22 protein-coding genes and 1 pseudogene are annotated in these 25,168 nt (G+C 72.8%); 12 read left to right on the top strand and 11 right to left on the bottom strand.

Features of this window, described 5'->3' with window-relative positions; translation table 11 throughout:
- Nucleotides 1-340 precede the first annotated feature (340 nt).
- The 6 genes from TR48_RS12550 to TR48_RS38825 form a co-directional block, all read right to left on the bottom strand.
- Entirely contained in the window at nt 341-1,327 is a 987-nt protein-coding gene (locus TR48_RS12550; RefSeq protein ID WP_042366181.1) for a hypothetical protein, read from the bottom strand.
- Nucleotides 1,327-3,021, bottom strand: a complete 1,695-nt coding sequence (locus TR48_RS12545) for a threonine/serine exporter family protein (protein WP_052442627.1) — start codon at nt 3,019-3,021, stop codon at nt 1,327-1,329. Before TR48_RS12545 ends, TR48_RS12550 begins: the two co-directional genes overlap by 1 nt.
- 80 nt (nt 3,022-3,101) lie before the next feature.
- A complete protein-coding gene (gene efeB / locus TR48_RS12540) occupies nt 3,102-4,415 on the bottom strand; it encodes an iron uptake transporter deferrochelatase/peroxidase subunit (protein ID WP_084729293.1) in 1,314 nt (437 codons plus the stop codon).
- Nucleotides 4,415-6,517, bottom strand: a complete 2,103-nt coding sequence (gene efeU / locus TR48_RS12535; RefSeq protein ID WP_042366180.1) for an iron uptake transporter permease EfeU — start codon at nt 6,515-6,517, stop codon at nt 4,415-4,417. The genes efeB and efeU overlap by 1 nt, the downstream gene beginning before the upstream one ends.
- Nucleotides 6,518-6,651: 134 nt before the next feature.
- On the bottom strand, nt 6,652-7,044 hold the full coding sequence (locus TR48_RS12530) for a hypothetical protein (RefSeq protein WP_042366179.1): 393 nt from the start codon (nt 7,042-7,044) through the stop codon (nt 6,652-6,654).
- A 151-nt stretch (nt 7,045-7,195) separates the two neighbouring features.
- Nucleotides 7,196-7,609, bottom strand: coding sequence for a Zn-ribbon domain-containing OB-fold protein (locus TR48_RS38825; protein WP_052442626.1), 414 nt, complete (start codon nt 7,607-7,609; stop codon nt 7,196-7,198).
- A 150-nt stretch (nt 7,610-7,759) separates the two neighbouring features.
- On the opposite strand from TR48_RS38825, the gene TR48_RS12520 reads away from it, so the two are divergent.
- A complete protein-coding gene (locus TR48_RS12520; protein ID WP_042366178.1) occupies nt 7,760-8,374 on the top strand; it encodes a TetR/AcrR family transcriptional regulator in 615 nt (204 codons plus the stop codon).
- An 18-nt stretch (nt 8,375-8,392) separates the two neighbouring features.
- Here the strand turns inward: TR48_RS12520 and trxA are convergent.
- From trxA to TR48_RS38820, 3 genes and pseudogenes are all read right to left on the bottom strand, one after another.
- Nucleotides 8,393-8,779, bottom strand: a pseudogene (gene trxA, locus TR48_RS12515) (thioredoxin); the annotation flags it as partial.
- A gap of 53 nt (nt 8,780-8,832) precedes the next feature.
- The gene (locus TR48_RS12510) at nt 8,833-10,734 is read right to left on the bottom strand and encodes a tetratricopeptide repeat protein (RefSeq protein ID WP_052442625.1); all 1,902 of its coding nucleotides are present in this window, start codon (nt 10,732-10,734) and stop codon (nt 8,833-8,835) included.
- Nucleotides 10,735-10,770: 36 nt separating this feature from the next.
- The gene (locus TR48_RS38820; RefSeq protein WP_052442624.1) at nt 10,771-11,754 is read right to left on the bottom strand and encodes an AAA family ATPase; all 984 of its coding nucleotides are present in this window, start codon (nt 11,752-11,754) and stop codon (nt 10,771-10,773) included.
- A gap of 277 nt (nt 11,755-12,031) precedes the next feature.
- On the opposite strand from TR48_RS38820, the gene TR48_RS12505 reads away from it, so the two are divergent.
- The 8 genes from TR48_RS12505 to TR48_RS12470 all read left to right on the top strand — a co-directional run bounded on the left by TR48_RS12505 (nt 12,032) and on the right by TR48_RS12470 (nt 20,916).
- A complete protein-coding gene (locus tag TR48_RS12505; RefSeq protein ID WP_052442623.1) occupies nt 12,032-13,063 on the top strand; it encodes a terpene synthase family protein in 1,032 nt (343 codons plus the stop codon).
- A gap of 367 nt (nt 13,064-13,430) precedes the next feature.
- Nucleotides 13,431-14,384, top strand: coding sequence for an ABC transporter ATP-binding protein (locus tag TR48_RS12500; RefSeq protein WP_042366176.1), 954 nt, complete (start codon nt 13,431-13,433; stop codon nt 14,382-14,384).
- Nucleotides 14,381-15,223: an ABC transporter permease gene (locus TR48_RS12495; RefSeq protein WP_042366175.1), complete on the top strand. Its 843-nt coding sequence runs from the start codon at nt 14,381-14,383 to the stop codon at nt 15,221-15,223. Before TR48_RS12500 ends, TR48_RS12495 begins: the two co-directional genes overlap by 4 nt.
- A gap of 25 nt (nt 15,224-15,248) precedes the next feature.
- Nucleotides 15,249-16,652, top strand: a complete 1,404-nt coding sequence (locus tag TR48_RS12490) for a sensor histidine kinase (RefSeq protein ID WP_042366174.1) — start codon at nt 15,249-15,251, stop codon at nt 16,650-16,652.
- Nucleotides 16,649-17,305: a response regulator gene (locus tag TR48_RS12485; RefSeq protein WP_042366173.1), complete on the top strand. Its 657-nt coding sequence runs from the start codon at nt 16,649-16,651 to the stop codon at nt 17,303-17,305. The genes TR48_RS12490 and TR48_RS12485 overlap by 4 nt, the downstream gene beginning before the upstream one ends.
- 108 nt (nt 17,306-17,413) lie before the next feature.
- Nucleotides 17,414-18,178: an ABC transporter ATP-binding protein gene (locus TR48_RS12480; RefSeq protein ID WP_042366172.1), complete on the top strand. Its 765-nt coding sequence runs from the start codon at nt 17,414-17,416 to the stop codon at nt 18,176-18,178.
- On the top strand, nt 18,171-20,264 hold the full coding sequence (locus tag TR48_RS12475; protein WP_236652120.1) for a YhgE/Pip domain-containing protein: 2,094 nt from the start codon (nt 18,171-18,173) through the stop codon (nt 20,262-20,264). Before TR48_RS12480 ends, TR48_RS12475 begins: the two co-directional genes overlap by 8 nt.
- 28 nt (nt 20,265-20,292) lie before the next feature.
- On the top strand, nt 20,293-20,916 hold the full coding sequence (locus TR48_RS12470; RefSeq protein ID WP_042366171.1) for a TetR/AcrR family transcriptional regulator: 624 nt from the start codon (nt 20,293-20,295) through the stop codon (nt 20,914-20,916).
- Between the two features lie 11 nt (nt 20,917-20,927).
- On the opposite strand, the gene TR48_RS12465 is transcribed toward TR48_RS12470, so the two are convergent.
- The gene (locus tag TR48_RS12465; RefSeq protein WP_042366170.1) at nt 20,928-21,860 is read right to left on the bottom strand and encodes a ScbA/BarX family gamma-butyrolactone biosynthesis protein; all 933 of its coding nucleotides are present in this window, start codon (nt 21,858-21,860) and stop codon (nt 20,928-20,930) included.
- A 125-nt stretch (nt 21,861-21,985) separates the two neighbouring features.
- Here TR48_RS12465 and TR48_RS12460 point away from each other — a divergent pair, with 125 nt between their 5' ends.
- Complete coding sequence (locus TR48_RS12460) at nt 21,986-22,630, top strand: ScbR family autoregulator-binding transcription factor (RefSeq protein ID WP_042366169.1); 645 nt, start codon at nt 21,986-21,988, stop codon at nt 22,628-22,630.
- A 196-nt stretch (nt 22,631-22,826) separates the two neighbouring features.
- The gene (locus TR48_RS12455) at nt 22,827-23,594 is read left to right on the top strand and encodes an SDR family NAD(P)-dependent oxidoreductase (RefSeq protein WP_084729291.1); all 768 of its coding nucleotides are present in this window, start codon (nt 22,827-22,829) and stop codon (nt 23,592-23,594) included.
- Between the two features lie 13 nt (nt 23,595-23,607).
- Here TR48_RS12455 and TR48_RS12450 read toward each other — a convergent pair whose 3' ends face one another.
- Nucleotides 23,608-24,225, bottom strand: a complete 618-nt coding sequence (locus tag TR48_RS12450) for a TetR family transcriptional regulator (RefSeq protein ID WP_052442621.1) — start codon at nt 24,223-24,225, stop codon at nt 23,608-23,610.
- Between the two features lie 177 nt (nt 24,226-24,402).
- Between TR48_RS12450 and TR48_RS12445 the strand changes: the two genes are divergently transcribed.
- Nucleotides 24,403-25,122, top strand: coding sequence for a response regulator transcription factor (locus tag TR48_RS12445; protein ID WP_084729289.1), 720 nt, complete (start codon nt 24,403-24,405; stop codon nt 25,120-25,122).
- Nucleotides 25,123-25,168 lie beyond the last annotated feature (46 nt).

Below are 25,168 nucleotides of genomic sequence, written 5' to 3'. Positions count from 1 at the left end.
CGCGGCGGCCGTGGGCCTCACGCAAGAAGGCAGCCCCCGCCGCACGGGATCCCGCTGCCCGAGCCGGCCAGCGCCGCCGGCCTGGAGGCCAGGATGCCCGGGCCCGAAGGCTCGGAGGCAGCGAGCACAGCCGGGCCGGGGACGGGAGGGGCCGGGAGGCCACGGCCGGGGGCTGGCGGCGCGGAGACGGGCAGACCGGGCCAGGGTGGCCGGCCGGGCGCCGAAGCGGCGCGGCGGAGGGCGGGCTGGGGCCTGTCTCGTGGATCAGGTCGGATCAGGTCGGATCAGGTCGGATCAGCCCGCGTCGTGGGCCCGGCATGATCCACAAGCCAGGCCCTAGCTAGAGGTTGCTGCGGCGGCGGCCGGCGGCGATGGCGCGGCGGCGGCGGGCGGCGGCGCGGCGGCGGGCGGATTCGGCGGTGCCGGTGGCGGGCTTCGGGCCGTGCTTGACGGCGAGGCGGTTCAGGCGGGCGAGCTTCTGGACCCGGGCCTGGTCCAGCGGGGCGTACGCGGCGTGCTCCAGCCGGGCGGCCACCCGGTGGCCCCAGCGCTCGGCGAAGAGGTGTGCGCGGGAGGGCGCCTGTCCCGGCGGCGTGGGCTTGCCCGCGATCAGGTCGAAGAACCAGGTGCGGGCCGCGTCGCCCCGGCGGTGCCAGCGGGCCTCCCTGCGCCTCGCGCGAGCGAACTTGCGCGGGCGGTAGGTGTAGCGCCAGCGCGCCCAGGGGCTGTTCGGGCGCGCCAGGCGCGTCGCGGCGATCCAGGACAGGCCCGGGACCATGATGCCGATCATGCCGCTCCAGAACTTGCCCTTGAGCAGCGCCACCACCGTGAAGAACGCGTTGACGGAGATGATCGCGATCGCGCCCCAGCGCACCGGCGTGCCCGGGCTGACGCCGAGCGGGAGGTAGCCGACCAGCAGCAGCGCGGCGAAGAGGATGCCGATGATCACCGCGTCCACGGACTTGCGGCCCTGCTCGCTCCAGTAGACGTCCTCCAGGTGCAGCAGCAGCGCGAACTCGTCCAGGACCAGTCCGCAGCCGATGCCGAAGATCAGCCCCGCGACGTCGATCCACGGGTGCGTGCCGTCCGTCGCGAACACCGTGAAGCCCGCGGCGAGCAGGAAGAAGACCCCGAAGACCACGTGGTGGATGTGCAGGCCGCCGGGGGTGACGTTGCCGGGCCACCACTTCACGCCGCGCCTGATCATCCGGACGCTGAACCGGATGAACAGGAACGAGCCGATGAACCCGGCCAGCAGCAGGAAGAGCGGCTGTTTTCCGGGGTCCTGGATGTGGTGCGTGTAGTAGCCCCAGAAGTGGCCGCGCATCAGAAGCCTCGGGTGCGCTTGGCCGCGCCGCGCTGCTTCGCGCCGCCGACCACGCCCTGGGGGATCTTCAGGAACAGGCGGGCCAGCTCGCCGCCGAGGTTGACGCCGACGGCCAGCGCCAGGGCCAGCGCGGCCGCGCGGATGACCGACAGCACGCCCGGGATCGGCTGGTTCTGGGTGAAGAAGAGCAGGCCGAGGTAGATCACCGAGCCCGGCAGCAGCGGGCCGAGGGCCGCCGTCACGTACGGGAGCGAGGAGGCGTAGCGGTAGCGGGAGGCCATCTGGCCGAAGAGGCCGATGACGGTGGCGGCCACCGCCGTGGCGACGATCGCGGAGATGCCGGCCCCCCGCAGCACCCCGAAGGCGGTCCAGCCGACGCCGCCGAGCACGGTGACGACCGGCAGCACCTGACGGGAGGTCTGCAGCAGGACGGCGAAGCACAGCGTCAGCGCCATCGCCGCCGGGAGCTGGATCAGCGGGGCGGACTGCTGCGTGAAGGTCTGCTCGGGGTGCAGGCTCGCGCCGAAGTTGACGCCGATGTAGAGCACCAGCGTCACGCCCGCCACGATGCCGACGACGAGGTAGAGGACCTCCAGCAGACGGGCGGCGGCGGTGATGTAGAAGCCGGTCAGGCCGTCGGCCACGGCCGCCACCAGCGCGCGGCCCGGCAGCAGGGCGTACAGGCCGCCGGTGATGACGACGGAGCCGCGCAGGTCGGAGCCGATCAGGGTGAGGCCGACGCCGAGCCCGGCGGCCGGGGTGGCCGCGATGACGAACTGGTAGAACTCCGGCAGCCCGCGGGTGGAGATCAGCCAGGCAAGCCGGTCGCCGATGACGGAGGCGACGAACGCGCACAGCAGCACCAGCCAGGCCTGCCCGTCGGCCTTGCCGCCGACCAGCATCGTCGCCGCGCCCGCGAGCGCGCCCGTGGCCAGCGAGAGCACCCAGGTCGGGTAGGGGTGCCGGTTGCGGCGGATCTCGGCGAGCCGGCCGTAGGCCTCCTCGACGCCGACGCGCTCGGAGGTGATGTCCGCGACGAGCCGGTAGACCGAGGCGAGCCGGGTGTAGTCGGAGCCGCGCCGCCGCACCACGCGGGTGGAGGTGACCGGCGGCTCGACCAGCGAGGGCTGGTAGGTGATCGCGATCAGCGTGAAGGTGACCTGCGGCTCGCAGCGGTCCAGGCCGAGCGCGTGCGAGACGCCCAGCATGGCCGCCTCCACGTCCTCGGCGGCCTCGCCGCTGGCCAGCAGCAGCTCGCCGATGCGCAGCGTCAGGTCGAGCACGCGGGCGATCTTGGGCGCGGTCACCTCCGCGGCCCGGTCCTCCGATTCCGTGCGCTCGAAGGCGGGTCGCTCGGACATCGGGGTGCGCAGCAGCGTGCGCATCCGGTCCGGCCAGGGGGCCTCGCCGGGCGCGCCGCGACGCAGGTCCCGGCGCATGGCCTCGACCGGGATGCCCATGGTCGGGGTGTAGCCGAAGCGCGCCCAGTCCTCGTCGGAGGCCTCCTCCTCGGAGGCCTCCAGGGAGGCGGGGGTGGTGCCGACGGGTCCCGTGGGGCCGAGCAGCCCGGGGGTGACCGACAGCTCCTCCTCGGCCCACCCCCCTGCCCGCTCCTCTGTCTCCTGCTCCGCCTGCGCTGTCCGTTCCGGCTGCTCCGGCTGCTCGGGCTCTCCTGGCCGCACGCCCTCGGGCACCTACCGCTCCCCTCGTACTCTGGCTCTTACCTTGCCTGATCACGAGGGGAGACGCACACTCCGGTCCGGCAGGAGGCGGCTCAGGCGGAGAGCAGTCCGCGGCCGAGCCAGTCCGAGCCGTCCTCGACGCCCGGCAGCACGAAGAAGTAGCCGCCGCCCGTCGGCGAGATGTAGTCGACCAGCGGCTCGTCGATGAGCCTGGTCTGGGTGGCCTCGAACTGGCGGACGACGTCCTGCTGGTAGCAGCAGAAGGCGAGGCCCATGTCGAGGTTGCCGACGCCGTCGATCCCGCGGTCGTAGTTGAAGCCGCGGCGCAGGATGCGCGAGTCGTCCGTCCTGGCGGTGCGGGGGTTGGCCAGCCGGATGTGGGCGTCGAGCGGAATCGCGTTGCCCTGCGGGTCCTTGGCGTAGTCGGGGATGTCGGTCTCGTTCGCGCCGTCCAGCGGGGCGCCGGTGTCCTTGCGGCGGCCGAACATCTTCTCCTGCTCGGTGAGCGAGACCCGGTCCCAGAACTCCACCAGCATCCGGATGATCCGGATCACCTGGTAGCTGCCTCCCGCCGCCCAGGCCGGCTCGCCGGAGCCCGCCTCGACCCAGACCAGCCGGTCCATCTCCCGGCCCGACGTCACGTCCGGGTTGGCGATGCCGTCCTTGAAGCCCAGCAGGTTGCGCTGCGCGCCGGTGGGGCGCGGCGCGGACTGGAAGCCGTCGATGCGCCACTTGACCTGCATCAGGCCGCGGGTGTGCTTCGCAATGTCGCGCATCGCGTGCAGCACGGTGTCCTGGCGGGAGGCGCAGATCTGCAGGCTGAGGTCGCCGTGGCACTCGGCCGGGTTCAGGTTGTCGTTGGGGAAGGTCCGCATCGGCGTGAGCCTGGCCGGGCGCTGCTTGGCCAGGCCGTAGCGACCGTCGAAGAGCGAGGCGCCGACGCCGACGGTGACGGTGAGGTCGTCGGCCGGGACCACCGGGCCGAGGATCCCGCTGTCGGACGGCGGCGCGCCGACGCCGAGGTCCGGCGGGGTGCCGCCGGAGGTGAGGAAGCGGATCCGCCCGGTCAGGGTGCGCAGCAGCTGCTCCAGACCGGCCTTGTCCTGGGCGATGACGGTCATCGACAGGAACGCGGCGAAGGCCGGGGCCGGGGTGGTGACGCCCGCCTGGTGCTCGCCGTGGAAGGCGACGCTGCCGGTGCTGAAGTCGCTGGACGGGTCGGCGGCGGCCGGGGTGGCCGTGGCGCCGGTCAGCGACAGCGCTCCACCGGCGATCGCTGCGCCGGCCGCGCCCGCGCCGAGGGCGGTCCTGACGAAGCTGCGGCGCGAGGAGCCCGGGCGCTCGCCCGATCCATAGCCGAACGGGCAGGAGCCGGTGGCGTTCTGGTGGTCGGTCACGTCGGTCATCAGGCGGACTTCCGGATCTCGAGCAGGTCGGGAATGGGCGAGAGGTCTTCGAGCAGCTGGCCGAGCGCGCCGTTGAGCTGGGCGCGCAGCGTCGGGTCGAGCTGCCGCACCGGCGTCCAGGAGCCGTTCGGCTGCTGTCCCTGCTTCAGCAGGGACGAGAAGCGGGCGATGTCGGCGTCGACGGTGCCGAGCAGGTCCGGGCTGCGCTTGGCGATCAGCGGGCGCAGCACCGTCAGCAGCTCCTGGGTGCCGACGACGTTGGCCTGCGCGGTGGCCAGGTTGGTGCCGCTGCCCTCGTCGGTGTCGGCGGTGAGCTCGAACTGGAGCGTGTTCTCCAGGATCTCGTGGGTGCGAAGCGGCAGGTCCGAGGGGTCGAAGTCCTGGCTCGGGAAGGCCTTGCGCAGGCCCGTGACGTCGGAGGCGAGCTGGTCCGCGACCGGCGCGAGGGAGGCGGCGGACTGCCCGTGCCACAGGCCGTACTCGATCCGGTGGAAGCCCTGGAAGCCCGGGTCGTTCACGCCCTGCGGCAGGCCGTCGGCCCGGCCGTTGATCTTCTTGTCGAAGTCCTCGAAGGTGCCGTAGGCCGCGCCGAGGGAGGAGTACTGCAGGTGCGCGGTCAGCCAGTCAACCTTGGCGGCGGCGACGTCGCCCGCGTGCAGGTCGGCGGCGAGCTTGGCGGTCTGCGTCTGCAGCGTGGCGAGGCCCGCGTCGACGAACTGCTGGTACTGGGCCAGCGGACCGGCCAGGTCCTGCTCCGAGACGGGCAGGACGGCGGCGACGGAGCCCCCTCCGGAGACGGTGACGGCCGCGGAGGTCACGGCCTTTCCGCCGGTCGGCACGCAGCGCCAGGCGTACTGTCCGGAGCCGATGGTGGCGACCAGCGCGCGGGTGGTGCCGGGGGCCAGGCCCTCGATCTCGCCGTAGACGGCGTTGGTGGCCGGGTTGACCAGGTAGACCTCGGAGGTCTGCGGGCCTGTGTTGTGCATCTGGAAGGTCTGCTGGCCGGGCTGCGGGGCGGCGAAGCCCTTGCCGCACTCGGTCGGCGAGACGGAGACGGTCGCGGCCGCGGGCCGCTTGCCGTCGGAGGAGGCGATGACCACTCCCGCGACGACCGCCGGGACGGCGACGACGGCCACCGGCACGACCCAGCGGCGGCCGCGCGCGGGCGCTTCGGCATCGGCCGCCCGCGCGGCCTCGGGCTCGGGCTTCGCCTCGGCGGCCCCGGCCTCGGCCTCGACCGCCCGCGGAGCGGCCGGCTCCGGGGCGGCCGGCTTCGGGGCGGCCGGCTTCGGGGCGCGCAGGCCGCGGACGAAGAGGGTCATCACGGTGCCCAGGTAGAGCACGTAGGCGACGACCTGGAGCCAGGTCATCTGGGTGGTGAGGTTGAGGACGCCCTGGACGAGCGTCGCGTACCAGGAGTTCTGGTCGACGCTGCCGCTGAGGTCCACGGCGAAGGCGGTCGCGCCCGGCAGGACGCCGCCCTCCTGGAGGTCGCGCAGGCCGTAGGCGAGGACGCCTGCGGCGATGACGATCAGGCCGATGCCGGTCCAGGTGAAGAACCGGGTCAGGTTGATCTTCAGCACCCGCCGGTACAGGCCCCAGCACAGGGCCGCCGCCAGGACCAGGCCGACGGCCGCGCCGACCAGCGGGCCGGTGGACTCGCCGGCCGTCTGCGCGGTGGTCCAGATGAACAGCGCGGTCTCCAGCCCCTCCCGGCCGACCGCCAGGAAGCTGGTGAGGACCAGCATCCCCGAGCCGATGGCCAGGGCCGCCGTCACCTTTTCCTTGATCTCGCCGGAGAGGTTGCGGGCGTTGCGGCGCATCCAGAACACCATCGCCGTGACGAACGCGACGGCGACGACACTGAGGGAGCCGCCGAACGCCTCCTGGGCCTTGGCCGAGAGGTTCGCCGAGGTGAACGTCAGGATCGCGCCGAAGCTGAGGGAGAGCCCCACCGCGGCCAGGACGCCCGTCCAGACCTGCGGCAGTCGGCCCCGCTCCTCACCGCGGACGAGGGTCGCGACAAGGATGGAGACGACCAGTCCCGCCTCCAGCCCCTCTCGCAGACCGATCAGGAAACTGGGGAACGCGTCGTTCCACATCCTTGGCCCCTCCCCCGGGGCCGTTCGCCCGGACGCACACGTATGGCAGCACACGCCGACCACCGCTCGGTGGTTAGCTTAGGCATACCTTACTAGCGCCCTCGACAAAGTCGAGCAGGGCCCTCCCGGGGCGGTCAGCGCACCTGCACGGTGACGACCTGGGAGGTCCGGTCCACGACGAGGCGGCCGTGCCCGTTGCGGCCGACCAACTGGGAGCGGAAGGCCAGCGTTCCGGGGTGGGCGGGGTGCACTGCCAGACGCAGCGCTCCCTCCCGCCCGCAGCCGACGGCGCGCCAGGGCCCGTGGCCGACGCGCTCGTCCAGGCACAGGCGGACGGGGTTGCCGCCGAAGTCGTCGGAGGCGCCGTAGGCGATGAGGCCGATGCGCTGCCCCGGCGTGACGCTGCGCGCGCTGACCTGGATCGCGATGGAGGACTTGGCGAAGGCCGGCCCGGCGCTCGCCACCGCGAGGCCGGTGGCCGCCAGAACGGAGGCGGCGATGAGCGCGGAGGCGCTGCGTGCGGACATGGCGATCCCTCGATGAGCCACGGACTGATGGTGCTCGTGCGACGAGACGCGCCGAACGTGCCGAGAGTGACAGATCCAAGGATGCCGCTTCAACCGGACGAAGGTCGGGAAACGGGCATTCGACCGGCGGGCGGCCGCAGCGGACCCCAGGTCAGGCCGCCACCGGGCGGAAGACCGGACGCAGTGATCCGTCACCCGTCTCGGCGACCTCCAGCCGCACCGGCGCGCCGCGCCAGATCCGGTGGGCGGGAGTCGGCGCGAGCCGGGCCCGCACCCGGAAGCCCTCGTCCAGCTCGACGACCGCGGTGCGCTCCTGCCAGTCGTCGGGGCCGACCGCCTGCGGCAGGGCGTGGATCCGCCCGCGTCCGCTGCTGCGCTCCCAGACGAAGTCCGGGCCGCCGCAGGTGGCGCAGAGCAGGCTGACGCTGCAGAACCGCGTCGAGCACCACTGACACCGCTGGTAGCGCAGCTCCCCGAGCGCCAGCCCCTCGCGGTAGACCTCGGCCGGGCTTTTCGCGGTCGCGGCCTTCGTCGCGGCCTTCGCCGTCACAGCCGTGCTCGCCATCAGTTGCCTCCTCCAACCTTCACGAACGATCGTTAAGCTAGAGGCGAAGGGAGCCGCTGTCCAGTAGGCCGCGGAAACCCGGGCTCGATAGAATCCCGAACGATCGCTCAGTCCCGTCATCGCCCAGTCACGTCGTAAGGACAGGCTCGAATGCGCCCTGCCGGTCAGACCGCGTTGCTCGAAGCCGCCCGGCAGGAGTTCGCCGAGCGGGGCTTCGGCAGCGCCTCGATCCGGAACATCGCCGCGCGGGCCGGGATGAGCCTCTCCGCGATGTACCACTACTACTCCGGCAAGCAGGAGCTGCTGCACGCGCTGCTGGACGAGGGCATGGACCGGTACTTCGCCTCGGTCGCGGCCGAGCTCGACTCCGTCGGCGGCGAGCAGGCCGCACCCGCGGACCGGCTCGGCGCGGTCGTCGCGGCCACCACCCGGTTCCGCGCGGAGCACGCGGCGCGCAGCAACATCCTGCTGCTGGAGGAACGCAGCCTGGAGGCGGAGCGCCTGGAGCTGTACAGCAGGCGACAGGCGGAGGCCACCAACCTGTTCCGCGACCCGATCGAGGCCGGCATCGCCTCAGGGGAGTTCCACACCCCCTACCCGGACGAGGCCCGGCGCGGGGTCATCGCGATGTGCAACGCCGTCGCCCAGTGGTACCGCTCCGACGGCGCGCTGACGCTCGGGGCGCTGGTCGACCGGCACGTCGAGCTGGCGCTCACGCTGGTGGAGTACCGGCCGCAGCGCAGCTTCGCCGCGCGCGGCCGGTGAACACCTCGGGACCCCCGGTCAGGCCTCGGACTGCTTGGCCTGCTGCTCCGCCACCTTGGCCCGGACCTCGTCCATGTCCACGGCGCGGGACTGCGTGATCACCTCGGCCAGCGCCGGGGCGGGCAGCGCGCCCGGCTGGGCGAAGATGACCGTCCGGTCGCGGATGACCATCAGGGTCGGGATCGACCGGATGTCGAACGCGGCGGCCAGCTCCTGCTGTGCCTCCGTATCGACCTTGGCGAAGACCAGGTCCTGGTTCTCCTCGGAGGCCTTGTCGTAGACGGGCGCGAACTGCCGGCACGGACCGCACCAGGACGCCCAGAAGTCGATCAGAACGAAGTCGTTCTTGTCGACGATTTCGTTGAAGTTGTCCTTGGTCAGCTCGATCGTGGCCATGTCGTGGTTCCGCCTTTCCGGCCGGTTCTCGGCCTGTGCTCACAACGGAGACACGATCCAACCTATTCCGAATCGACCCCGGGGTCGTCCTTCAACGTCTCGGCGAGGCCCTTCGCGTCCGTGCCCAGCGTGCGGTAGACCGCCGCCAGGAGCTCGTCGACCTTGGCGGGGCTGACGGACAGCGACTCCGCCACCTCGTTGCGGTCCTTGCCCCCGACCGTCAGCTGGGCGGCCCGCAGCTGCAGTGCGGTGAGGTCGCGCGATGGCATCGGCCGCAGGCGGTGGGGGCTGACGCCGGAGGCCTTCAGCTCGCGACGGGCACGCTCCGCCAGGCTGGTCGCGCCGCAGTCGCGGGCGATGTCCAGGCCCTGCTCCAGGGCGGCCACCGCATCCCGCAGCCGACCGTCCCGGCGCAGGGCCGCGCCGTAGTCGACCAGGGCGGAGGCGTGCTCGAAGGCGATCGGCGACTGGCCGAGCGCGGAGACGGCCCGGCGCAGCAGGTCCAGCTCCATCGCGGGCTCGGCGACCTTGGCCCAGGCGTGCAGGGCCATGCCCTCGGCGGAGTTCGTTCCGGACCGCAGGGCGCGGCCGTACGCGTCCGCGGCCAGGGAGCGTGCCCGCTCCGGGTCGGTGTCCGCCAGCGCGAGAGCGAGCGTGCTCATCCACGGGGACCAGACGGTGTTCTCCCAGCCGCGCTCGTCCAGCTCGCGGCCGTGGCGCTCGAGCTCGGCCACCGCCTCGTCCCGGCGGCCCTGGGCCAGCAACAGGCGGCCGACCAGGGCGGGCGCGTCCGGCAGCACGGCCGCGGGCGGGTACTGGCCGGGGCGGATGCCGTACTCCTCGGCCAGCTTGGCGGCCTCGTCGGCCTGCCCCTGGGCGAGCATGATGTCGCAGAGGACCGCGACCACGTCCCACAGCAGCGGGTTGCCGGGGCCGAGCCCCTTGGCCTTGCGCAGCAGGGTGGGCCGCAACGCCTTGGCCGCGTCCTCCAGCTTGCCCTGACGGAACATCACCAGGGCCTGGAAGAAGTTGGCGAAGCCCAGGTGGCCGCCGCTCCAACCCATCATCTCGAACTCGTAGGCCGCGTCCATGAAGAGGCTGCGGGCGCGGTCGAGGCGGTCGTTGTAGAGGTAGGCGACGCCGAGCATGACCGGGATCTCGAAGCCCAGGACCTGGTTGGTCCAGCCGAGGCCTTCCACCGGACGGCCGCTGTCCATGCCGAGATCGGCGAAGGCCAGCGCCTCGGACGAGCTCTCGCCCCGCATCGTGAGATCCCAGGCGCGCAGCACCTGGACCGAGCGCGCCTCCGGATCCGTGCGTCCGGTCTGCTGCCGGACCAGCAGCTCCAGCTCGCGCGAGGTCTCGCGCCCCGCCGGGTCGTTGCGGCGCAGCAGCCGCAACATGAAGGACGCCGCCTGCAGCCTGGTGCGCGCGGGGCCGTCCGGCATCCGGGCCACCTCCTCGCGGGTCAGCTCGACGGCCTCGGTGACGCGGTTGCTGTGCGTGAGCGCCTGGCCGAGCCGGAGCACGGCGTTCAGCCGGTGCTCCGGCTCCAGGCCGGGCACCTCGTCGAGCGCCATCTGCAGCTGGCGGACGGTCAGGTCCGGGTCGCGCAGCATGACCGCGCAGCCCAGCTCGTAGCGGACCTCCGCCATCTCCTCCTCCGCCGGGGGCTCGCGCAGCGCGCGCTCCAGACAGCGCTTGGCGGCGTCCGGCGCGCCCATGGCGAGGTGCTCGTGGGCGGCCTGCCGCAGCTGGTGCACGACGGTGGGGTTGTCGTCGGGGTAGAGCTCGATCAGGTGGCGGGAGGCCGCGGCCATGCCGCCCCTGCCCGAGGCGATCACCTCGTCGGCCGCCTTGCTGTGGATGCTGGTGCGCATCGCAGGGAAGGTGATCGACTGGTAGACGGCGCTGGCCACGGTGGGGTGCGAGAAGTGGAACTCGTGCCCGGAACGGGTGAGCATCTGGTCGCCGACCAGCTTGTCGACGGCCGTCTGCGCCTAGTTGAACGGAAGGCCCGCGACCCGGGAGATCAGCTCCAGGTCGAACGGGATGTCCAGCACCGCGGCGGCGAAGGCGGTGCGCTGCACGTCGGTGCCGAGCCGTTCGAGGCGGCGGCCGATGTCGCGGGCGCCGCTGAGCGCGGCGAGCGCGCGCAGCTGGTCCTGGCTCTCCTCGATCGGCGGGACGTCCTGCTCGCTCAGGCGGTCGATGAGGCTGGTGACGAAGAAGGGGTTGCCGTTGGTGATGGACCAGCAGGTGCGGCAGAACACGTCGTCCGCGTCCTCGCCGAGGCGGGTGCGGACCATCGCCTCGACGGCGTTCGGGGAGAGCTTCTGCAACTCGACGCTGTGGCCGCGGGTGCCGAGCTCGCGCACCTCGCGCAGCAGCAGGTCGTCCAGGGAAGGCTCGAGCTCGTCGCTCCGATACGCCAGGGCGACCAGCATCGGCAAGTGCTGAATCTGGCCGACGTAGCTCGCGAGCCACTGGCTCGATTCCGCGTCCGCCCAGTGCAGGTCGTCGACCACCACCAGCAAGGGCCCTTGGCGCACCGCCAGTTGCGTCATGACCCAGCTGAGCGCCTCCTGCACACCCGTCGGGTCGGCCGGGCTGCCGGCCTCCGCGGGGGTGAGGCCGAGGGCCGGCGCGGCGATGTCGTACCAGCCGCCGAACATCTCCCGGCGGTCCGCCTCGTGCAGGTTCGCGAGGGCGGGTTGCAGCAGGCTACGGGCCACGTGGAACGGCGCGCCCTGCTGCTGTTCGGTGGCCCTGGCGAAGAGCAGGATCTGGGCGCCGCGGTCGGTGTTGACCGCCGCGCGCAGGCGGCCCAGCAGGCTCGTCTTGCCGAAGCCGGCCGCGCCCCGGTAGAGCAGCAGACCGCCGGGACTGGTGTCGCCCGCGGCGACGTCCGCCTTCAGCCGGGCGAGGGCGCGTGCGCCCAGGCCGATCGGTTCCTCGCGCTCGTAGAGCTGTCGATCGTCCACGGCTCGCTCCGCTCCTGCCCGTTCTCTTGACCCGCCGGCCGGCCTCGCTTGGGCCCACCCCCGACTTCGAGGTTAACCAGCGCAGAGGCCTCGCGCTGGCGCATCGGAGGATCCTTTGGCAATGCTCAAGACAGATCAGATACGCCAACTCTGTTGGATAATTGAGCATATGACCGATCGATTACTCAACAGGAGTGATCGGTTCAGCTACCGTCGTAATCGGTTCGTACAGGGGGACCACCGAGCCGTCAGACCAGGGGCAGAGGAGGACGAGCTGATGCATGAACTGATGCACCATCAGGAGCAGACGCACGGAACCGGGGAGGTCATTCGCATCCCCGGCCCGCTCCGGCGCAACCCACTGCTGGAAGCCGCCGCACGACACAACCTCCAGTGGCTCAGAGCCCACGGCATGCTGCGCGAGGAGCGCGCGCAGCTACTCTACGACCGCTGGTCCATCCCCGAGTTGGCCGCGACCAGCTTTCCCGACGCGGATCTGGCCGACCTGTGCCTCGCGGTCGACCAGTGCGCCTTCTACTTCCTCTTCGACGACCAGTTCGACGGCGAGCGCGGCGAGCGTCCCGCCGAGGTGGCGCGCGTGTGCGCGCCGCTGATCACCACCCTGCACACCGGCCGCGCGCCGGAGAACCCCTCCCCCGTCGAGTCGGCCTTCGCCGACCTGTGGCGTCGCGGCAGCCAGGGCATGTCCGCGCGCTGGCGCGCCCGGGCGGCGTTCCACTGGGAGGGCTACTTCATGGCCCACCCGAGCGAGGCGCTCGGCCGCGCCCTGCCCGACTCCCGCCCGAGCCGGGCGGCCTACCTGGTGCTGCGCCGCGGGGCGTCCGGCGTCGACACCGTCCTCGACCTCGTCGAACGCGTCCTCGGCGAGGTGCCCGCGACCGCGTACCACAACCCGCAGTTGACGCTGATGCGTCGGCTCGCCGGGGACGCCCCCGCGGTCAACAACGACGTCTACTCCTACGCCAAGGAGGCCCCGCGCGGGGACGTCTACAACCTCGCCGTGATCACCCAGCGGGACCGCGGCATCAGCCGCGAGGGCGCGTTCGCGCTGGTCCGCGACGAGGCACAAGGGATGGTGGACGAGTTCTTCGCCCTGGCGGAGCAGATCCCCGGCACGGTGCTGGGGCTCGGCTGCAGCAGGGAGGAGGGCGCAGCGGTGCTGCGCTACGTCGACGGCATGGGCGACTGGATGCGCGGCTACTTCGCCTGGGAGGCGAGCACCCTCCGCTACCGCCCGGAGGGCGCGCTGCCCATCGACCAGCCGAACTACCTGGAAGAGCTGCTCTGAGAACGCGCTCCCGCAGGTAGTCGCACTCACGTAAGGGGCGCGGGGCTCTGCCGATGTGCGGCTCCGCCGCGCGGGCGCGAGAACCACCCTGGGCGGATGGCCCCGCGCGTTCGGGGCTCCCCTGCGTGAGTGGCTTGTCGCGCAGTTCCCCGGGCCCCCCCGGGGTGGTGCACCCGCCTGCGGGAGCGTCTGTGACCTGTCGCGACCAGGCGGCGTAGCCGCACATCAGCAGAGCCTCGCGCCCCTGGAGGAGATTGCGGCTACCTCTTGGGGATTAGGGGGCGGTAGTACCGGGGTACCGTCACGGCTGGCGGAACGGTCCCCGTGTGCCGGGGCCGCAGGCCGTTGCGCTCGTAGTGTGTCTGGTGTGATCGAAATCCAGCATCTGGTCAAGCGCTACGGCGACAAGACCGCCGTGGACGACCTGCACTTCACCGTCAAGCCCGGTGTGGTCACCGGCTTCCTCGGCCCCAACGGGGCCGGGAAGTCGACCACCATGCGCATGATCCTCGGACTGGACGCGCCCACCAGCGGCAGCGTCACCGTGAACGGCAAGCGCTACGCCCAGCACGCCGCGCCCCTGCAGGAGGTCGGCGCGCTGCTGGAGGCCCGTTCCATCCACCCGGGGCGCTCCGCCTACAACCACCTCCACGCGCTCGCGCTGACCCACGGCATCCCGCGCCGCCGGGTGGACGAGGTGATCGAGCTGACCGGTCTCGGCAAGGTGGCCAAGAAGCGCGCCGGCGCCTTCTCCCTCGGCATGGGCCAGCGCCTCGGCATCGCCGCCGCACTCCTCGGCGACCCGCAGACGATCATGCTGGACGAGCCGGTCAACGGTCTCGATCCGGAGGGCGTGCTGTGGATCCGCACGCTCCTGACGAACCTCGCCGAGCAGGGCCGCACCGTCTTCGTCTCCTCGCACCTGATGAGCGAGATGGCGCTGACCGCGACCAATCTGGTGATCATCGGCCGCGGCCGGCTGATGGCCGACACCACCGTGGCGGACTTCATCGACCAGGCGGGCGGCGACAGCGTCAAGGTCGTCTCCGCCGACTCCGCGCGCCTGCGCGAGGTGCTGCTGGGCCCGGACGTCACCGTGACCGGCGAGGCCGGCTCCGAGACGCTGGCCGTCTCCGGCCTGAGCGCGCGTCAGATCGGCCAGGCGGCCGCCGACGCCGGCATCGCCGTCTTCGAGCTGACCCCGCAGGCGGTCTCCCTGGAGGAGGCGTTCATGACGCTGACCGGGGACACCGTCGAGTACCGCAGCAACGCCGGCAGCGCATCCCAGACCGGTGCGCCGGAAGGGAGCGTGGCCGCATGAGCGCGACGCTGACCGCGACGTCCGGGATCGCCGACGCCCCGGCGAATCGACCCGAGTACAAGGTGACCTTCGCGCGCGTCGTGCGCAGCGAGTGGTCGAAGTTCCTCTCGCTCCGCTCGACCTGGATCACGCTGGCCGTGGCCGCGCTGCTGCTGGTCGGCATCGGCATCATGGGCGCCTACCGGTACGACCCGAGCGCCCTGCGCGGCCCGAGCGCCGACGCGCACGACGCCGTGACGATCGCGCTGCGCAGCACCGAGCTGGCCCAGCTGGCCCTCGGCGTGCTCGGCGTGCTGGCCACCGCCGGCGAGTACACGACCGGTCTGATCCGCTCGACCCTGGCCGCGGTGCCGAAGCGCCTGCCGGTGCTGGGCGCCAAGGTGCTCGTCTACTTCGGCGTCGTCATCGTCGTGGCCACCGTCGGCGCCTTCCTGTCCTTCCTCGGCGGGGAGCCCTTCCTGCACGGCAAGGCGATCGCGCTGACGCTCTCCTCCTCCGGGGTGCTGCGCTGCCTCTTCGGCGCCGGTCTGTACCTGGCGCTCATCGCGGTGCTCGGCGCGGCGCTCGGCATGCTGGTCCGCTCGGTGGCCGGCGGCATCTCGCTGCTGGTGGTCCTGCTGATGCTGCTGCCGGTCTTCCTGGACATCCTGCCCAGCAGCTGGAAGCCGGACGTCTCCCCGTACCTCCCGGGTCTCGAGGGCGGCGCGGGCGGGTCGATCATCGCCCTGCACCAGGGGTCGGGCACGCTGAGCCCGGGCGCCGGTCTCGCCGTCCTGTGCGCGTGGGTCGTGGCCGCCCTGATCGGCGCGGCGTACCGTTTGCTGCGTTCCGACAGCTAGCAGCGACCGCTTGGTAACCCTCCCGATGAGCAGTACGACGCACGGCACCGATCCCCTCTGGGAGCACCTGGCCGGACACCCCGTCGCCCGCGGCTGGCTCCGCGTGCGTGCGGCCGACCGGGCGCACCCGCAGGTGCTGGACTCGGTCATCGCCCTGTTCGTGCTGCTCATCGGGCTCGCCGATCTCTTCCGCGACGGCGAGCACCACACCCTCTTCGGGGTGAACTCCGTCCCGCTGTGGGTGAGCGCGCTGACCGCCGCCGCCCAGGCGGTGCCGCTCGGGTGGCGGCGGCGTGCGCCGCTGACGGTCTTCTGGATCGTGCTGGGCGTCTGCGCGGCGCAGTGGGCCCTCGGCGTCGCACTGCACAGCGACATCAGTCTGATGATCGCCCTCTACGGCGTGGCCCGGTACTCGCCGCCGCGACGGCTGCCCTGGGTCGCAGCCGCGGTCCTGCCCTGCATCGCGGTCCTGGCCTGGCGGGTCGAGCCGCTCGCCCGGCGGCCCTGGACCGGCCTCTTCTTCGTCGCCTGCGCCGCGACGGCCGCCGCGGCCCTCGGCCTGGCGGCCCGGATCAGGCAGGGGCAGCTGGCGGCGCTCGCCGACCGCGCCGCGACGCTGGAGGTCGAGCGCGAGCAGCGCGAGCGCCTCGCGGCGGCCGACGAACGGGCCCGGGTCTCGCGCGAGCTGCACGACATCGTCGGCCACAGCCTGGCCGTCATCATCGGCCTCGCCGACGGCGGCGCCGCCCAGGCCGCGCTGCGGCCCGAACGCGGCCCCGAGGTGCTGCGGATCATCGCCGAGACCGGCCGCGAGTCGCTGGGCGAGCTGCGCCGCACCCTCGGCGCGCTGCGCGCGGAGGTCCCGGACACGGAGGCCGCGTCCGGCGACGGCGCCGAGCCGGCCGTCTCCCTCGCCGTCGCCCGGGAGACGGGCGCCGAACGAACGGGCGCGGCGGAACTGCACCCGCAACCCGGGACGGCCGAGCTGGGCGCGCTGTGCGAGCGGCTGCGCTCGGCCGGGCCGACCGTCACCTACACCGCCTCGGGGCACACCTCCGCGCTGCCGCCCGGTCTGCAGCTGGCCGTCTACCGGATCGTCCAGGAGGCGCTGACCAACAGCCTCAAGCACGCCGGTCCCGGCACCGACGTCCGCGTCTCGGTGACGGCCGACGCCCGCTCCGGGGAGGTCCGGGTCCGCGTCGACGACTCCGGCGGCGAGGACGGCGACAGCCCCTCACCCGGTCCGGGCCCCGGCCACGGCCTGATCGGCCTGCGCGAGCGCGCCGCGCTCGCCGGCGGCACGGTGTCCGCCGGACCGCGTCCCGGGGGCGGCTGGTCCGTCGCCGCGACCCTGCCGCTGCCGGGCGGCCCGGCGGCGGGCCCTAAGCTCGACGGCGGCGGGCTTCCAAGGGAAGGCGGCAAGGCGTGACCACCGTGCTGATCGTGGACGACCAGCCGTTGCAGCGGATGGGCTTCCGCATGCTGCTGGAGAGCAGCCCCGAGACCTCCGTGGTCGGCGAGGCGGCGCACGGCGCGGAGGCCGTCCGGCTGACGGCCGAACTGCGGCCGGACGTGGTGCTGATGGACATCCGGATGCCCGGCATGGACGGCATCGAGGCCACCCGCCGCATCGTCGCGGCGGGTGACCGGTCGCGGGTCCTGGTGCTCACCACCTTCGACCTCGACGAGTACGCCTACGGCGCGCTGCGCGCGGGCGCGAGCGGCTTCCTGCTCAAGGACGCCCGCCCGGACGAGCTCCTCTCCGGCATCCGCGCCGTGGCGGGGGGCGACGCCGTCGTCGCGCCGGCGATGACCCGCCGCCTCCTGGACGCCTTCACCTCCGGCGCGCCCTCCCGCGAGCCGGACACCGACCCCCGCATCGCGCTCCTCTCCCACCGTGAGCGCGAGGTCCTGGAGGCGGTCGCCCAGGGCCTGACGAACAGTGAGATCGCCACGCGCCTGGTCCTGTCGGAGTCGACGGTGAAGACCCACGTCAGCCGCGTCCTCTCCAAGCTGGGCGCCCGCGACCGCGTCCACGCCGTGATCATCGCCTACGACGCGGGCCTCGCCCGACCCGCCTGACGGACCCGCCCGATTCGCCCCCCTTCGCCGCACGGTGGCGTCTTCGGTGGTACATTTTTGTACTGACCGGTCAGTTCAAAAGACTGCGGAGCAGTGGGAGGGGCGGGGATGGGCGACTACGAAGGCGCCCCCGTCGCGGTGGCGGAGCTGTCATTGCGGGGGCCGCGCGGAGACGTCTATCAGGGCGTCAGTTTCAAAGGTGAACCTGGGCAGTTGGTGGCCCTGGTCGGGGCGAGCGGGTCCGGGCGGACCTCGCTGCTGCTGAGCGTCGCGGGCCGGATGCGTCCCACCGGCGGAAAGGCGAGCGTCGCCGGGCTGCCGCTGCCGCGGCGGGCCGCGGCGGTGCGGAAGCTGGTCGCGCTCGGCGCGGTCGCCGGGGTCAACGACCTCGACGGCGGCCTGACCGTCGAGGAGCACCTGACCGAGCGGCTGCTGCTGCGCTCGCACGGACGCCGCGCGCACCGGCGCGTCACCGCCGCGATCGACGCGGCCGGACTGACCCGGGCCGAGCTGCCGCTGCGGGCGGACACCCTCTCCGCGCCGCAGGCGTTCCGCACCTCCCTCGCGGCGGCGCTGATCGGGCGTCCGCGCGTGCTCGCCGTCGACGACGTCGGCGACCGCCTCTCCGACACCGAGCGCGACGCGGCCTGGGCGACGCTGCGCTCCCTCGCCGACGCCGGGCTCACCGTGCTGGCCACCACCCGACAGGCCCCGGCGGGCGCCTGGGCCGACGTGGTCGTCGACCTCGGCGAACCCGCGCCCGCCGAACCCACGCCTGCCGAACCCACGCCCATCGAGGCCGCCCACGCCGAACCCGCGGCCGTACCGCAGGCGGACGACGCGAACGACACGGAGGGCGACGACGATGAGTGACAAGCTGGCCCGCCGGCGCCCCCTGCGCGCCCTCTCCCTCGGCTCGCTCGAGCTGCGCCGGTTCCGGCGCGGCTCGCTGCCGCGCGCCGCCGTCGTCGCGGTGGCCCTGCTGCCGCTGCTCTACGGCGCGCTCTACATCTGGTCGTTCTGGGACCCCTACGGCCACTTCGACCGCCTGCCGGTCGCGATCGTCGACCAGGACCGGGGCGCCCAGGTGGGCGGCAAGCAGCTGAACGCCGGACGCGACCTCACCACGGAGCTGCTGGACCGGCACACCTTCGACTGGCACGAGGTCAGCGCCGCCCGCGCCGACCAGGGGCTGCGCAAGGGCGACTACTACATGACGCTCACCATCCCCGCCGACTTCACCGCGAAGATCGCGACGGGCGGGAGCGACCACCCCGTCGCGGGCCTGCTCCAGGCCCGCAGCAACGACTCGAACAGCTACCTGAGCGGCATCATCGCGAAGTCCGCCTTCTCGGAGATCCGCGCCGCCAGCTCGGCGAGCGCCGTGCGCGGCTATCTCGACCAGATCTACGTCTCCTTCGGCGACATCCACGACCGGACCCTCCAGGCGGCGGGCGGAGCAGGGAAGTTGGCTCAGGGCGCGCACACCGCGCAGGGCGGGGCGCAGCAGCTGAGCGACGGCCTGAGCAAGGCCCAGGCCGGCAGCGGCCAACTCGCGGGCGGGCTGGACCAGTTGCACAGCGGTGCGGCCCAGGCCGCTGCCGGGACGGCACAGCTGGACCAGATGGTGCACGGGGTCACCGACAAGCTGACGCCGACGCTGCGCAGCCGCGCCGGGGACATCCAGCGGGCCGCGCAGGCCGTCGCGACGGCTGCCGGGACCGTGCAGCAGATCGCCACCTCGCTGCCCGCCGACTCGGCCCGGGCCGTGGCGGACGCCAAGGCCGCCGAGGCGCAGCTGGAGCAGGTCTACGCCCAGCAGTGCCAGGCCGGGCAGCAGGCCGGGGCGGCGCCGGGCGGCAGCGCCGCCGAGTGCGTCGCGCTGCGGACCGCCGTCCAGGCGTCGCAGCGGACGGTCGCGATCGCCACCTCGGTCGACCAGGCCGTCGCCTCGAACAAGGCCGAGCTGGCCCAACTGGCTTCCGACGCGGGCACGGTGCGCGGCTACGCGAACCAGCTCGCAGCCGACGCGCCGCATCTGGCCGACCAGGTCGACGCGCAGGTGGCGAAGATCGACGAGCTGAACGCGGGCGTCCGCGGCATCGCGACGGGCAGCGCGCGACTCTCCACCGCCGCCCACCGCCTGGACGACGGACTGGGCACCCTCGCCTCCGGCGCCGACCGGCTCGACTCCGGCCTCTACAAGCTCGCGGGCGGCTCGGACCAGCTGGCGGGCTCCCTCCACGACGGCGCCGCGAAGATCCCGGACCTGAGCGCCCAGGACCGCGCGAACACGACCGGCGTGATGAGCGACCCGGTGCAGCTCGCCCTCGGCACGCTCAACAAGGCCGCCAACTACGGCACCGGACTGTCCTCCTACTTCATCCCGCTGGCGCTGTGGGTCGGCATGATGGTCGCCTACATGCTGCTGCGCCCGCTGAACAGCAGGCTGCTCGCCGCGGGCATCCCCTCCTGGCGCGCCGCGCTGGCCGGCTGGCTGCCGGCGGTCGCGATCGGCGTCGCGCAGGTCGGGGCGCTGCTGGCGGTGCTGCACTTCGCGCTCGGCCTGGACCTGGCCCGCCCGGCGGCGGCGATCGGCTTCCTGCTGCTGACCTCCGCGAGCTTCGCCGCGGTGCTCCAGTGCGTCAACGCCGTCTTCGGCACGCGCGGCCGGGTCATCGGCCTGGCGATCCTGATGCTGCAGCTGACCTCGGCGGGCGGCACCTACCCCGTTCAGACCAGCCCCGGCTTCTTCGGCACGATCCACCCCTACCTGCCGATGACCTGGGTGGTCGACGGCCTGCGCCGCCTGATCAGCGGGGGCGACCTGACCGTGGTGTGGCAGGGCACGGCCGTCCTCGCCGCGTTCCTGGTCGCCTCGCTGGCCGGCACCGTGCTGGCGGCGCGCCGCCGCCAGATGTGGACGGTGGCCTCGCTCCACCCCGAGCTGGTGCTGTGAGCGACGCCCGGTGCGGAAGGATGACGTCATGACCCCTCCCCCGAGAACAGCCAGAGCGGGCGGCGGCGGACGCCGCGAGCAGACCCGGCAGAAGCTCTTCGTCGCCGCCCAGCAGCTGATCGCGGAACAAGGGTTCTCCGCGACCTCGGTGGACGAGATCGCGGAGCGGGCCGGCGTCGCCAAGGGCACGGTCTACTACAACTTCAAGAACAAGAACGAGCTGTTCGAGGAGCTGTTGCGGCACGGCGTCGGCCTGCTGACCGCCGCACTGCGGACCGCCTCCGCCGCCCACCCCGGTGCGCCGATCGACCAGCTCGACGCGATGATCCGCGAGGGTCTCGCCTTCATCGAGCAGTACCGCGCGTTCGCACGGCTGCTGCTGTCGGAGCTGTGGCGCACCAACCGCGCGTGGCAGTCCACACTCACCCTGCTGCGGGAGGAGGCGGTCGCGGTGGTGCGCGGCTCCCTGGACGACGCGGTGGCGTCGGGGGAGCTGCGGGCGGATCTCGACACCGGGCTGGTGGCGGCGGCGGTCTTCGGCATGGTGCTGGTCGTCGCCGTGGACTGGCTCACGTTCCAGCCGGAGCGCAGCCTGGACGACGTGCACGCGGTCCTGTCGACGATGGTGCGCGGCAGGCTCGCCGGGCAGTGACCGGCTGGGCCTCAGCGGGGCAGCGTGGTCACGGTCGAGGTGAACACGCGGCGGCCGTCCTGGGTGATCTCCACCCTGGTCCGGGCGCGACCGAGCCCGTCGGGGGCCTCCGGTTCGGCCGTCACCAGGCACGGCCGGTCGAACTCGACGTAGCGGACGAAGGTCGTGTCGAACCCGACGGCGGTCACGGGCCGGCCCGTGGCGGCCTGCGCCGCCTGATCCGCCGCCTCCAGCAGAACCATGCCGGGTATGTGGTCGTGCGGGTGGTCGAAGAGGACCCTGTGGCCGGTGTCCACGCGCAGTTGCCAGCCGAGGGCGGAGCCCGTCGGCGAGAGCACGACGTCGCGGGCGCGGGTGCGCCCGACCAGGCTCGGCGGGACGGGCGGCGTGGGGGGCGCGGCGAGCGCGAAGGCCTCGCGGGCGTTCGCGTAGCGGCCGCGCAGCCGGTCGTAGAGCGCCGGCGGATGCGTGGTGTAGTGCACCTCGGCGGTGCCGAGCTGCAGTCCGGAGTGCCGCGCCTCGATGCGCGACGCGAAGTGGGCGGAGCCGAGTCTGCGACGTCTGACGGACTGGTGCGTCACCAGCAGCGTGACCGTCACCGGCTCCGACGTGACGTGCAGCGCCTCCGGGTTGACCGAGAGGTCGACCGCCTCCCAGCCGAGGCGGTGGCCGAGCGGGACCTCGTGCACGCTGTGGCTCAGCAGGGCCAGCCCCTGGCGCAGGCTCTCGACGAAGAGCAGCGGACGGTAGCGCCCGTCCTCGGCGTAGAACTCGTGCGCCGTGGGCCAGCCGACGGTGACGTGCTGGGTGGTGTCCGAGATGCGACTCCAGCCGGCCACGAGGACTTCTCCAGCGTCGGTCTTGCGGACCTGAGTTAAGATTCCGGCAGGCGTTTGCGGCGGAACACTGATGAGCTGCAGGTTCGCGGTCGTGCACGATGTCATGACGAGTCGTCTCCTCGAGAGTACGTGCTGAACGGCGGCGCACTGGCAGTTGCCTGGCCGCTGCATCCGTCAATAACATAATGAACACTTTGGTTTTTGGGAAGCGCGATCCTCGAGGTGCACTCATGGCGGCTGGACGGACAGTGAAGCAGGCGCGGGCCGAACGGACCCGTGACACCCTGATCCAGGCGGCGGCGGAGGTGTTCGGAGAGCTGGGCTTCGCCGGAGCCAGCATGATGAAGATCGCCGACCGCGCCGGTCTCACGATGGGAGCGGTGTACTTCCACTTCCGCAGCAAGGACGAACTGGCCCAACTGCTGGTCCAGGAGCAGCCCAAGCACGTGGTCCCGCCGCACGCCTCCGAGGGCCTGCAGCAGGCCGTGGACATCACCCTCACCTGGGCGTACCGGATGCCGAAGGACCCGATCCTGCAGGCGGGGGCGCGACTGGTCTGGGAGCAGGAGAACTTCGCCTCCCCGCAGGCCAACTCCCACGACCAGTGGACCGAGATCATCTCCGAGGCCCTCCAGGTCGCGCTGGCCCGCCGGGAGCTGCGCGCCGGCACCGACGTCGACACGCTCTCGCGGCTGGTGGTCGACGCCTGCACCGGCGCGCAGATGCGCTCCTACGTCGAGACCTCGGACCGCACCCGGCCCAACCTGCCGGAGCGCGTCGAGGACATGTGGCACTGCCTGCTGCCCGCCTTCGCCGTGCCGAGCGCGGTCAAGCGCATCGAGATGGGCGAGGGGCGCACCCACGTGGCGGCCTGACCGCCCGGCCGTCCGGCCCGCGCCTCCCCCCGCCGGCACCTCCCCGACCGCCGCAGCCCCCCGACCGCCGCAGCTCTGCGTCAACCTGGAGTTCAGGAAACAGAGTTGGCGGGAGGCTCGACCCCCGGGTTACGGTGACGCCCACGCCCCCGCCGATCAGCGGGGGCGAATGAGCGATCTGGGGGGATCGGCGCCGATGGGCGACAAGGGGCTTCTGCACGACAAGATCATCATGATCACCGGTTCGTCCAGCGGGATCGGCGCCGCCGCCGCCCGCGTGTTCGCCGCCGAGGGGGCGGCGGTGGTGCTGATGGCGCGACGCGAAGGGCCGTTGCGCGAACTGGCGGACGAGATACGGGCCGAGGGCGGGGACGCGGAGGTCGCCGTCGGCGACGTGACCGACGCGGCCGACGTCGAGCGGGCCGTCGGCCGCGCGATGCGCGCCTTCGGGCGGCTGGACGCGGCGTTCAACAACGCGGGCTGGGGGACGCTGGGAACCGCGCTGCACGAGACGGACGACGACGTCTTCGACCGCATCATGGACGTCAACGTGCGCGGCGTCTGGAACTGCATGAAACAGCAGATCCCGGCCATGCTGGGGCGGGGCGGCGGTGCCATCGTCAACACCTCCAGCACGGCGGGCCTCTTCGCCACCGGGGTGGTCTCGCCGTACGTGGCGGCGAAGCACGCCGTGCTGGGCCTGACCCGCGCGGCGGCGGCCGAGTACGGGGGCCGGGGCATCAGGATCAACGCGCTCATCGTCGGCAGCACCCGCACCGAGCTGCTGGAGCAGGCCATCGAGGCGGTCCCGCAACTGGAGCAGGCGGCCACGAGCCGGGCCATCCAGCGACGCCTCGCCGAGCCCGCCGAGATCGCCCGCGCCGCCGCCTGGCTCCTCAGCGACGACGCCTCCTTCGTCACCGGGGGCGCGGTCCCGGTCGACGGCGGCTGCTCCGCGGTCTGAGCCGCGCCGGGCCCTAAAGGGCGTCGCGGAGCGTCGGGCCGGCTTCCGCCTGGGCGGCGGCGAGGCCCTGGCGGATGAGGTCCCAGATGCGGGCGAGGCGGGCGGTGGGCCGGCCGTCCGGGGTCTGGTCGAGGGAGACAAGCTGGCGGATCTCCGCCTCGACGCCGGTGAGCAGATGGGTCGCCAGGGCCGCGAGGGCGGCCCTGGCGGTGCCGGGGAGCGCCTCGTCCTGACGGGGCTGGCCGAGCCGCTCCCTGATCGCCGGGACCCACGCGGAGGACCAGTCGGGCCCGCCCTCCGGCTGTTCCCGGGTCAGCCGGGCCGCGGCGCGTACGGCCACGTCCTCCTCCAGCAGCGTGGCCAGGGCGAGCGTCAGTGAGATCACCCAGAGCACCGCCTCGGACTGGCGCGGCACGGTCCTGACCGTGGCCACGGTGGCGGCGTGTCCGTGCACGCGGACCTCGGCCGCCAGGTCCTCCTTGCTGGCGAAGTGGAAGGTCAGCGCCCCCACGGAGATCCCCGCCGAACGGGTGATCCGCGCCAGCGACGAGGCGGCGTAGCCGTTGCGGTCGAACTCGCGCGCGGCGGCGCACACCAACGCCTGCCGGGTCCGGGCGGCCCTCTCCTGCATCACCACGCTCCTTCCCCGCAAGCAGAGTTGCCCGCAGACCGTCGTCGGCTGTTCAGCCTGATGTTATCCGGCTCACGTGACAAAAAAATAAGTGTCGCTATTATTTAAGCGGGTACCGTCATGTGGGGGCAGCCGGCGGGGCACCGGCGCCCCGCCGGGCTTACGAGTGGGGGATCCATGACCATGATCACGACGGAGGCACTGAGAGCAGAGGCGCGGACGGCCCGCGCGCCGGGCCTGACCGGCTCCGTGCTGGTGGTCGCCGCCGACCAGGCCGCGGCCGAGTCCAGGGTCCGGGACCTGCGGCGGCAGGGCTACGCCGTCAGCAGCGTCGCCACCGGCGCGGAGGCGCTCGCCGCACACCAGCGGTCGGAGCTGGTCCTGCTGGACCTCGACCTGCCCGACATCGACGGCCTGGAGGTGTGCCGACTGCTGCGCACCAGCGGGGACCAGCCCATCATCTCCATCGCCCCCCGCGACACCGAACTCGACCGGGTCCTCGCGCTGCAGGCGGGGGCGGACGACTGCGTCGTCTCCTCGTGCGGCATCCGCGAGATGCTGGCCCGCATCGAGGCCGTGCTGCGCCGGGCGCGGCCGCAGCCCGCTTCGCACACCATCTCGCTGACCCCGCTTCAGATCGACGGCAGCACCCGCGAGGTCCGCCTGCACGGCAGGCCGGTGGAGCTCACCTCCAAGGAGTTCGACCTGCTGCACACGCTCGCCGCGGACCCCAGGAGCGTGCTGTCCCGCAAGGAGCTGATGGCCCGGGTGTGGGACACCAGCTGGGCGGCGTCCAGCCGCACCATCGACACGCACGTGAGCAACCTGCGAGCCAAGCTCGGCGACAAGTGGATCATCACCGTCCACGGCGTCGGATACCGGCTGGGCCGCGGCTGAGCGAACGCCGAGGGGCGGGCCGGGGAATACCCGGCCCGCCCCTCGG

Source organism: Streptacidiphilus neutrinimicus (assembly GCF_000787815.1).
Classification (GTDB): domain Bacteria; phylum Actinomycetota; class Actinomycetes; order Streptomycetales; family Streptomycetaceae; genus Streptacidiphilus; species Streptacidiphilus neutrinimicus.
The sequence above is the reverse complement of the archived record's forward strand: the minus strand, read 5'-3'. Positions and strand labels throughout refer to the sequence as shown.